Source organism: Kitasatospora sp. NBC_01539 (genome assembly GCF_045040525.1).
In the GTDB taxonomy this organism is placed as follows: Bacteria; Actinomycetota; Actinomycetes; order Streptomycetales; family Streptomycetaceae; genus Kitasatospora.
In genome coordinates this window covers 1,106,325-1,114,659 of the sequence record NZ_CP109390.1, presented here as the reverse complement: position 1 = coordinate 1,114,659, position 8,335 = coordinate 1,106,325, and the positions used below count along the sequence as shown (strand labels likewise).

Annotated in this window: 9 protein-coding genes and 3 pseudogenes; 5 read left to right on the top strand and 7 right to left on the bottom strand. The window is 69.7% G+C overall.

All coding sequences use genetic code 11. From position 1 onward, the window contains the following. Position 1: 1 nt before the first annotated feature. From OG335_RS04840 to OG335_RS04820, 5 genes are all read left to right on the top strand, one after another. Positions 2 to 217: an MbtH family protein gene (locus tag OG335_RS04840; protein ID WP_405009734.1), complete on the top strand. Its 216-nt coding sequence runs from the start codon at positions 2 to 4 to the stop codon at positions 215 to 217. Positions 218 to 227: 10 nt separating this feature from the next. Next, a complete protein-coding gene (locus OG335_RS04835; RefSeq protein ID WP_405009733.1) occupies positions 228 to 1,481 on the top strand; it encodes a cytochrome P450 in 1,254 nt (417 codons plus the stop codon). Between the two features lie 26 nt (positions 1,482 to 1,507). Beyond that, entirely contained in the window at positions 1,508 to 2,266 is a 759-nt protein-coding gene (locus tag OG335_RS04830) for an SRPBCC domain-containing protein (RefSeq protein WP_405009732.1), read from the top strand. Further along, positions 2,266 to 2,472, top strand: a complete 207-nt coding sequence (locus OG335_RS04825) for a hypothetical protein (protein WP_405009731.1) — start codon at positions 2,266 to 2,268, stop codon at positions 2,470 to 2,472. The genes OG335_RS04830 and OG335_RS04825 overlap by 1 nt, the downstream gene beginning before the upstream one ends. A 204-nt stretch (positions 2,473 to 2,676) precedes the next feature. After that, positions 2,677 to 3,792 carry a transposase gene (locus OG335_RS04820; protein WP_405009730.1) on the top strand — a complete coding sequence of 372 codons (1,116 nt, stop codon included), beginning with the start codon at positions 2,677 to 2,679 and terminating at the stop codon, positions 3,790 to 3,792. 36 nt (positions 3,793 to 3,828) lie between these two features. Here OG335_RS04820 and OG335_RS04815 read toward each other — a convergent pair whose 3' ends face one another. The 7 genes and pseudogenes from OG335_RS04815 to OG335_RS04785 all read right to left on the bottom strand — a co-directional run bounded on the left by OG335_RS04815 (position 3,829) and on the right by OG335_RS04785 (position 8,325). Continuing rightward, on the bottom strand, positions 3,829 to 4,155 hold the full coding sequence (locus OG335_RS04815; protein WP_405009729.1) for an integrase core domain-containing protein: 327 nt from the start codon (positions 4,153 to 4,155) through the stop codon (positions 3,829 to 3,831). Continuing rightward, positions 4,136 to 4,735 (bottom strand): annotated as a pseudogene (locus OG335_RS04810) (IS30 family transposase); the annotation flags it as partial. The pseudogene OG335_RS04810 and the gene OG335_RS04815, both read right to left, overlap by 20 nt. A gap of 38 nt (positions 4,736 to 4,773) precedes the next feature. After that, positions 4,774 to 6,026, bottom strand: a protein-coding gene (locus OG335_RS04805; RefSeq protein WP_405009726.1) for an IS3 family transposase whose coding sequence is annotated in 2 segments (ribosomal slippage) — positions 4,774 to 5,684 and positions 5,684 to 6,026 — 1,254 coding nt in all. Because the reading frame shifts where the segments join, the coding sequence is not laid out codon by codon here. A gap of 72 nt (positions 6,027 to 6,098) precedes the next feature. Beyond that, a pseudogene (locus tag OG335_RS04800) lies at positions 6,099 to 6,701 on the bottom strand (transposase); the annotation flags it as partial. 74 nt (positions 6,702 to 6,775) lie between these two features. After that, complete coding sequence (locus OG335_RS04795) at positions 6,776 to 7,561, bottom strand: IS3 family transposase (RefSeq protein ID WP_405009728.1); 786 nt, start codon at positions 7,559 to 7,561, stop codon at positions 6,776 to 6,778. 154 nt (positions 7,562 to 7,715) lie between these two features. Next, positions 7,716 to 7,889: pseudogene (locus OG335_RS04790) on the bottom strand (transposase); the annotation flags it as partial. Continuing rightward, positions 7,861 to 8,325: a hypothetical protein gene (locus tag OG335_RS04785; protein WP_405009727.1), complete on the bottom strand. Its 465-nt coding sequence runs from the start codon at positions 8,323 to 8,325 to the stop codon at positions 7,861 to 7,863. The pseudogene OG335_RS04790 and the gene OG335_RS04785, both read right to left, overlap by 29 nt. Positions 8,326 to 8,335 lie beyond the last annotated feature (10 nt).

The following is an 8,335-nucleotide window of genomic DNA, read 5'->3' as shown; positions in this document are numbered from 1 at the left end:
CATGACCAACCCCTTCGACGACCAGGACGGCACCTTCCTCGTCCTCGTCAACGACGAGAACCAGCACTCGCTCTGGCCGCAGTTCGCGGACGTCCCGGACGGCTGGGCCGTCGTCCACGGCCCCGACACCCACGCCGCCTGCCTGGAGTACGTCGAGGGGGCCTGGACCGACATGCGGCCCAGGAGCCTCGCCGACGCCATGGACGCCCAGCGGTAGCGCGGCCGACATGACCTCCACCGACACCCTGGACGGGGCCCGCGACACCGCGGGCCCCGCCCGGCCCGGCGACCTTGCCGCGGCCCTCTTCACCCCCGAGGCCCGGCGCGACCCGTACCCGTTCTACGCCCGCATGCGGCGCGAGGACCCGGTCCACCGCAGCACCCAGGGCATCTGGTACCTCACCCGGTACGCCGACGTCGAGGCGGCGCTGGGCGACCCGCGGCTGTCCAACGACCGGGACCGCATGACCCGCGCCTACACAGCGCTCGGCGGTGACCTCAAAGCACTCAGCCGGCTCACCGACCGACTCGGCCGGGTGATGACCAACACCGACCCGCCGGACCACGCCAGGCTGCGCAAACTGGCCAACAGAGCCTTCACCGCCCGGCGCGTCGAGGCCCTGCGCGACGGCGTCCAGCGGATCGTCGACCACCTCGTCGACGAGGCGGTCGCGGCCGGGCCGACCATGGACCTGATCGAGGCGGTCGCCTCCCCACTGCCGATGTCCGTCGTCTGCGAGCTCTTCGGCATCCCGGACGAGGACCGGCCGCAGGTCAAGAGCTGGTTCCAGCGCTTCGGCCGCCTGGCCGAGGACATCGACGAGTCCGAGGCGGCGATCGAACAGTACGAGGAGTACCTGTCCGGGCTCATCCGGCAGCGCCGGCGCGAACCGGGCGACGATCTGATCAGCGCCCTGGTCGCCACCCAGGCGCAGGACGACCGGCTCACCGACTCCGAACTGCTGTCCACCTGCTTCGTCCTCATCACCGCCGGAGACGAGACCACCACCCACCTGATCGGCAACGGCGCGCTCGCCCTGCTGCGCCACCCGGACCAGCTGGCCCGGCTGCGCGCGGACCCGCACCTGATCCGCGACGCCGTCGAGGAACTGGCCCGCTACGACACGGTGACCCAGGCGATCGTCCGGGTCGTCGCGCAGGACCTGGAGATCGGCGGGCGGACACTGCGGGAGGGCGAGCTGGTGTACCTGTTCCTCGGTGCGACCAACCGCGACCCCGAACGCTTCGAGGACCCCGACCGGCTCGACCTGTCCCGGCCCGGCAACCGCCACCTGAGCTTCGGCCACGGCCCGCACTTCTGCCTCGGCGGCCCGCTGGCCAAGCTCCAGGCGGAGGTCGCCGTCGGCACGCTGGTACGCCGGCTGCCCGAACTGCGGCTGGCCGACGGAGCGGAGCTGGACTGGCGGCCCAACCCGCTGCAACGGCGGCTGTGCACCCTCCCGCTCGCCCACCGACCGTGAACCACGACGAAGGAGCAGTACCGACCATGGCCCGAGAGTTCGAGGTCCGCCGGGAACAGGACCTGCCCGCCACGCCCCAGCAGGTCTGGGACGCGGTGGCCACCGGCGCCGGCAACCTGGGCTGGCTCTACCCGATGGAGGTCGAGCCGCGCGTCGGCGGAAAGGCCACCCGGGGCGACGCCACCGTCGTGGCCTGGGAACCGCCGCGGCACTTCGCCGTCCGGGCCACCCAGGACGGCGGATTCTCCAACACGCTCAGCTACCGCATCGAGCCGGCCGACGGCGGATCCAGCCACCTGCGGATGGGGATCCACTGGGTGCACACGGGCGTCGTCGACGAGGCGTGGGCCTGGGACGCCAAGACGGACGCGGCCGAGAAGCACGTCGACTTCTACCAGCACGGCCTCGCCGAGTACCTCCGGCACTTCGCCGGCCGCCCCGCCGCCTACGTCAGGGCCCAGCGCCCCGAACCCACCGCCGAGCCGGCCGACTTCGCCGCCCTGCGCCGACGCCTCGGCCTCGCCGACGACGCGGCCGTCGGCGACCGGTTCACGCTTCTCTCCCCCGGCCCGGGCAGTGACCCCGTGGACGTGGTCGTCGACTGGCTCAGCGACGACTTCGTCGGCCTGCGCGGCCCGGACGCCCTGTACCGGTTCTTCAACGGCAGCACCTGGAACGTGCCGATCTGGGTCGGCCACCACCTGTTCGCCGAGGACACCGACGAGCAACAGGACACCAAGGCGTGGACCGCCTGGCTCAACGACACCCAGAACCAGGAGCACTGATGGGAACCTCCACACAGACGCTGCTCTTCGCCGCCGAACTCATCGAGGAGAACGGCACCTACGCCCTCGTCGTCGAGGACGTGAGGAGGGGCACCGTCCAGACCACCCCGGTCCCCAAGAACATGGTCGACAAGCTCCCCACCTTCCTCTCCGCGCTCGCCGCCAAGCTCAACCCGCCGCCGCCGCCGCCGCGCCGCCGCTGGTAGCCGCTCCGGGTCCGCCGGCCCGGGCGCCACCGCGCTCGGGCCGGCCCCGCACCCGGAGAACGCCCACGGCGAAATGAAAGAGGCTCAACCTTGGGTATTCAACCGGGCAGGGTGATCTGACGCAAAGTTAGAGAAGGGTACTGCTGACCTGCAAGGATGTGATTGCGACGTCATATCCGAGCAAGGATCAGGAGCACCCTTCTGGTGAGCGAGCGTACAGGGTGGGACCGGCGGCTGTCTGTGGCCGCCGACGGGAAAGGGCTGGTCGGGCACGCCGGGGTGGTGCTGCTGCACCAGGTCGCGGACCGCGTCGGGCTGACCGCCGCGCTGGGCCGCCTGTGGCCGGGCGGCGGTAGTGCGACTTGGCGCGACCGCGCGCATGTGCTGCTCGGGCTGGCGGGCGCGATCGTGCTCGGGGCGAAAAACCTGTCCGAGGCCGAGCAGTTGCAGATCCACCACACCGCCCTCCTCGGCACTGCGGCCTCGGACACCACGACGCACCGAGCCCTGGCCGTACTGGACGAGCCGCAGTTGAACCGGATCGCGAAGGCCCGCGCCCGGGTCCGCCGGCACGTGTGGGGCCTGCTGCACCTGCGGCCCGGTGGCTTCCCCTGGCTGGCCGTGGCGGGCAAGCGGCTGACCGGGTGGATCGTCATCGACGTCGACGCCACGATCATCCTGTCCTCCTCGAACAAGATCGGGTCGGCGGTCACGTTCAAGAAGACGTGGGGCTTCCACCCGCTCGCGTGCTGGTGCGCGAACACGCAGGAGTCGCTGTCGATGCTGCTGCGGCCGGGCAACGCCGGTTCCAACACCGTCGCCGACCACATCACCGTGCTCACGGCCGCGCTCGGGCAGATCCCGGGCTCGAGCGCCGCGAAGATCCTGGTGAGGATCGACGGCGCGGGCGCCACCCATGACCTGCTGGAACACCTGGAGGCGTTGAACACCGCCCGACACACGGTGCGCTACCTGGTCGGCTGGACGATCACCGAGGACGACGAGAAGGCGATCGCGAAGCTGCCGGACAGTGCGTGGGAGACCTCCCTACGGCAGAGCGGAGAGGTCCAGGAGGGCTACAGCGTCGCGGAGTTGACCGGCCTGAACACCCGGCCCGGCTGGCCCGTCGGCATGCGGCTGCTCGTGCGCCGGGTCCGCCCTGCCGGGCGGCACCAGAAGAAGCTGACCGCCTTCGAGAAGCGGACCGGCTGGAAGTACTCGGTCATCGCCACGAACGTCCGGCACATGTGGGGGATCGCCGGCTCGCACCAGCCGCAGTGGCTGGACGCGCTCGCCCGCGCCCACGCCGTCGTGGAGTGAGCTGCCCCGAGTTTCGTGGAGTCCGCGATCGTGTGATCAAGCGGTCTGCGGGACTGGCTCCAGGCTCGCCCGGTACGCCTGTTCGTACTCGTCGGGCGGGACGTAGCCCAGGGCGGAGTGGAGTCGTTCACCGTTGTACCACGCGACCCACTGGAAGAGGGCCCGCTCGACCTCGTCGAAGTCCCGCCATGGCCCCTGATGTTCGATCAGTTCGGCCTTGAATGTGCCGTTCAGGGCCTCTGCCATCGCGTTGTCGTACGAGTCCGCGACGGATCCGACCGACGCTGAGGCGCCGACCTCGGCCAGTCGCTCCGTGTAGCGAATGGACACGTATTGGGTGAGTTCAACCAGTCGTTGCAACACCGGGGTGTTGCAACGAGCGTAGCTGCTCTTCGAAGACCTCGGCCGGTGTCCGCCAGCCGAGGACTTTGCGGGGCCGGTTGTTGATCGCCATGGTGACGGCTTCGAGGTCCGTGGACGACCAGCGGGAGAGATCGGTGCCCTTCGGGAAGTACTGACGCAGTAGCCCGTTCGTGTTCTCGTTCGTCGGTCGTTGCCAGGGTGAGTGCGGATCGGCGAAGAACACCTTCGTCCCGGTATCGAGAGCGAACTGGGCATGACCGGAGAGTTCCTTCCCGCGGTCCCAGGTGAGGGTCTTGCGTAGCTGCTCGGGCAGCTGCGTCATCGACGTGGTGAGCGCCGCGTTCATCGCGATCGCGCCATAGCCCCCGAGCGAGGGGCCGTTCTTCGCGGGCGGGCTGTCGCCCCAGCCGTCGAGCCGGGGCAGGTGCACCAGGAGCGTGGAGCGGCTGCAGCGCTCGACAAGCGTGCCGATCGCGGAGCGGCCCGTCCCGATGATCAAATCGCCTTCCCAGTGTCCGGGGACCGCCCGGTCCCCGGCCTCGGCGGGGCGTTCGCTGAGGACGACGTTCGCGGTGACATGGGGCCTTCCCCCGCGGAGGTGGACACGCGTCGGGTTGGTTATGCAGCCAGCGTGAGCCTATCGGACTCCCGCCGGTACTGGTTTTCGTAGGCTATGGGGCTGAGCTGTCCGTTGGCGGAGTGCCTGCGGCGGGTGTTGTAGCGGGTGAGCCACCGGAAGACGGTGCGTCGGCAGAGTTCCGTTCCCGGGTAGTGGTGGGCCCCGCGTAGGGTCTCGCGCTTGAGGGTGGCGTGGAAGCTCTCGCAGGCGGCATTGTCGGCGGAGGTGCCCACCGTGCCCATGGACTGGGTGACGCCCAACTCGCCGCACAAGTCGGCGAATTCACGCGATGTGTACTGGGCTCCGTGGTCTGAGTGAAAGATCGCGCCGCCCAGGCCGCCGCGGGTGGCGGCAGCCATCCGCAGGGCATCGGCAACGAGTTCGGTGCGCATGTGGGCGGCGACGGACCAGCCCACGACCCGGCGGCTGAAGCAGTCCAGGACGGTGGCCAGGTAGAGGAAGTCGCCTTCACCGGTGGGGAGATAAGTGATGTCGCCCATGTACTTCAGGCCGGGCGCGGGGGCGGTGAAGTCCCGCTGGAACAGGTCCGGCACCGGTGTCGCCGACGGCTCGGGGATCGTGGTGCGGACCCGCTTGCGCAGGCGTATGCCCTGGATGGAGAACTTGCGCATCACGCGGGCCACTCGTTTCTCGTTGATTTTCCGGCCGTCGGCGCGGAGCTCGGCGGTGACCCGCGGGGAGCCGTAGGCGCCGTCGGAGTCGGCGTGGACGGCCCGGATCTGTTCGGCCAGGGCCTGGTCGGCGGCCTCCCGCGCGGTCCGCGCGTCGGCCCCGCCCCGCCACTTGTAGTAGCTGGAGCGGTTCACGCCCAGCACCTGGCACAACCGCTTCACGCCGAAGGCGTCCCGGTGGTCGTGGACGAACTGGAAGCGGTTCACCAGTTCGTCTCGCCGGCGAAATACTTGGCCGCCTTGCGCAGGATGTCCCGCTCGGTGGCCAGCTTCCGCTCGCTCGCCTCAAGCTCGGCCACCCGGGCCTCCAGCTGCCGGATCCGCTCGTCCGAGTCGGCGGACGGTGCCGGCTGTCCCGTCCGGGCCGGCGCTGCCCCACCTGCCCGAGCGGCCGCCGGGGCCCCGACGCGACGTTCCCGGTCCCGCAGCACCCAATCGCGCAGCGTCGCCCTGTTAATGCCCAGGTCGGCGGCGATGCTCTTGTAGGTCGCCCCGGGCGTGGACTCGTACAGGGCCACGGAATCGGCCTTGAACTCGTCCGAGTAGTCCTTCATCGCCATCGGCGGTGTTCTCGCTTCCTCCGGATCAAGCAGATCCAGTATCAGCGTGTCCGCTACTCAGGGGGAGGCCCCATGCCCCTGGGGTTTGTTCTGCGACCGTGCGCGGGGAGTCCGCAGCGCCCGGCCGGTGCGCAGACACGTGACCAGTTCCCGCTTGAGCGCGCCACGGCCCTCAATGAACAGGGCCTGGTAGATCGCTTCATGGCTGATGCGCATGGACTCATCATCGGGGAAGTCGGCACGGAGCCGGTGCGAGATCTGTTCCGGGCTCCATGCCGTTGCCCATCGTCGGTCCTGCCGATGCGGCTTGTTCAGCCCCTTCCACGTCTTCGTCTCCGGCCCGCTGACGATCGTGCCGTCGGGGCGACGGACACTGCCGGCGAGCCGGTCCTGCACGTACTCACGCAACCGGTCGTTGCCTGCGAGCTTCGCGGTCTTCGGGCGCTTCGCCGCCTGCTGGGCCTTCCACTGCGCCACCAAAGCCCGGTAGACCGGCTTGCCGCCCCGGGTCGCCGCATTGCGGCGCAGCTCGCGTGAGATCGTGCCCGGGTCGCGGCCGATCCTGCGGGCGATCTCGCGCACGCCGAACTCCTGGGCGCGTAGCAGCGCGATCTCCTCACGCTCAGCGAACGACAGATAGCGGCCCGTGGGCTCATCCAGGCTGATCGGCGGCATCCCCCCAGCGTGACGGAACCACCGGGATCCGACCGGCCATGAAACACCGACAGCCGCCGCGGCCTCTGCCGTCGTCACTCCCGACGCGATCCGCTGCCAGAAGTCCCGCTGCACTGCACGAGACGGCTCCGGCCGCCCCGGTGAACGCATCGGTGGTCGCATCGCCCGATCCGCTGCCCACTGACGTCGCGCTCCCGCCGGCACCTTCTGCCTCTGGCCCCGTCCCATCGCAAACCTCCGTGATCAAGGTGTTGCGACGACCGGTTGAATCCGCCTTGCGACCCGCGGTCGCTGTGGTGGATGAGTTCGGCGTCCTTCTTGATCTTCTGTCGCCACAGTGCCATCTCCAGCGCGTCCAGCGGCAGGTCGGTTCGCATGTGATCGGCGATCTGCCAGCCCACGATCCGGCGGGAGTACGCGTCCAGGACGAACGCGACGTAGACCCAGCCCGACCAGGTCCGCACGTAGGTCAGATCGGCCAGCCACAGCTGGTTCGGGCGCCCGGCGGCGAAGCGGCGGTTGACCAGGTCCGGCGGGCGGGGTGCGGCCGGCTCCGGGATCGTGGTGCGGCGGCGCCGGCCTCGGATCACGCCCTCGATGCCGAGCTCGCGCATCAGCCGCTCGACGGTGCAGCGCGCCACCTCGTGCCCGGCCCGGACCAGCGCGCGGGTGATGCGGCGGGCCCCGTAGGTGCGACCGGAGTCCTCCCACACCGCTGTGACCAGCACAATCAGCTCCTCGTCGCGCAGACGGCGGGCCGACTTCGGCCGCACCTTGCGCGCGAAGTACGTCGACGCAGACAGGTCCAGCACCCGGCATACGGGATCGACCCCGAAGCCCTCTCGCAGGTGGTCTATCACTCCCCCAGAGGGGGTACCCCCAGCTCGGCCTCGTCCGGGGACGGTCGATCTCCTGGGCAAAAAACACGCTGGCGGCCTTGAGAATCTCGTTGGCCCGTCTCAACTCGGCATTCTCTTTGCGGAGTTCCTTCAGCTCGTCCTGCTCGACGGTGGTGAGGCGGTCGTCACGCTCACCGGCGTCGGCCTCGGCCTGACGGACCCAGGACCGCAGGGCCTCCTTGTGGATGCCCAGGTCGCGGGCCACATGGGCGACGGGCCGGCCGGTCGAACGGACCTCCCGAACGGCGCGCTCGCGGAGTTCATCGGGGTACTTGCGTGGTGCTGGCATTGCTCGTGGTTCTCCTTACGCCTGGATCGTAACAAACCCAGACATCAGGGACTCCACGAAAGCCGGAGCAGCTCAAGGTGAGGATCACTGGCGCACTGCCTGTCGGCGCCTGATAGGCGTTGAGCTGCTTCAGAGCCCGAACGGCACGACGCCGCGCAGCGGGGGCAGTGGCGACATCCATCTCGTCCAACCCGTCCAGTACGGGCAGCACCTGGTGGCGGTCGACGAGGTGCTGTGCATCGCGGCGGGTGATGCCCTGACTGCGGAACTGCTCGTGGATCTGCTCGACGAGAAAGGTCTGCAGGGACAGCGCCGGATCCCACCCGGCGAGCGAACAGCGCACCGGGACGCGTTCGTTCGGGATCCGATCAGGATGGATGAGCAGGCCGAGCACGAGCTCGATCGCCAGCGGGGCCTCCCCCTGAGTAGCGGACACGCTGATACTG

Excerpts from the sequence above, each read along its gene's own strand:
- OG335_RS04840 (WP_405009734.1), top strand. The coding sequence starts at position 2 with ATGACCAACCCCTTCGACGACCAGGACGGCACCTTCCTCGTCCTCGTC.
- OG335_RS04835 (WP_405009733.1), top strand. The coding sequence starts at position 228 with ATGACCTCCACCGACACCCTGGACGGGGCCCGCGACACCGCGGGCCCC.
- OG335_RS04830 (WP_405009732.1), top strand. The coding sequence starts at position 1,508 with ATGGCCCGAGAGTTCGAGGTCCGCCGGGAACAGGACCTGCCCGCCACG.
- OG335_RS04825 (WP_405009731.1), top strand. The coding sequence starts at position 2,266 with ATGGGAACCTCCACACAGACGCTGCTCTTCGCCGCCGAACTCATCGAG.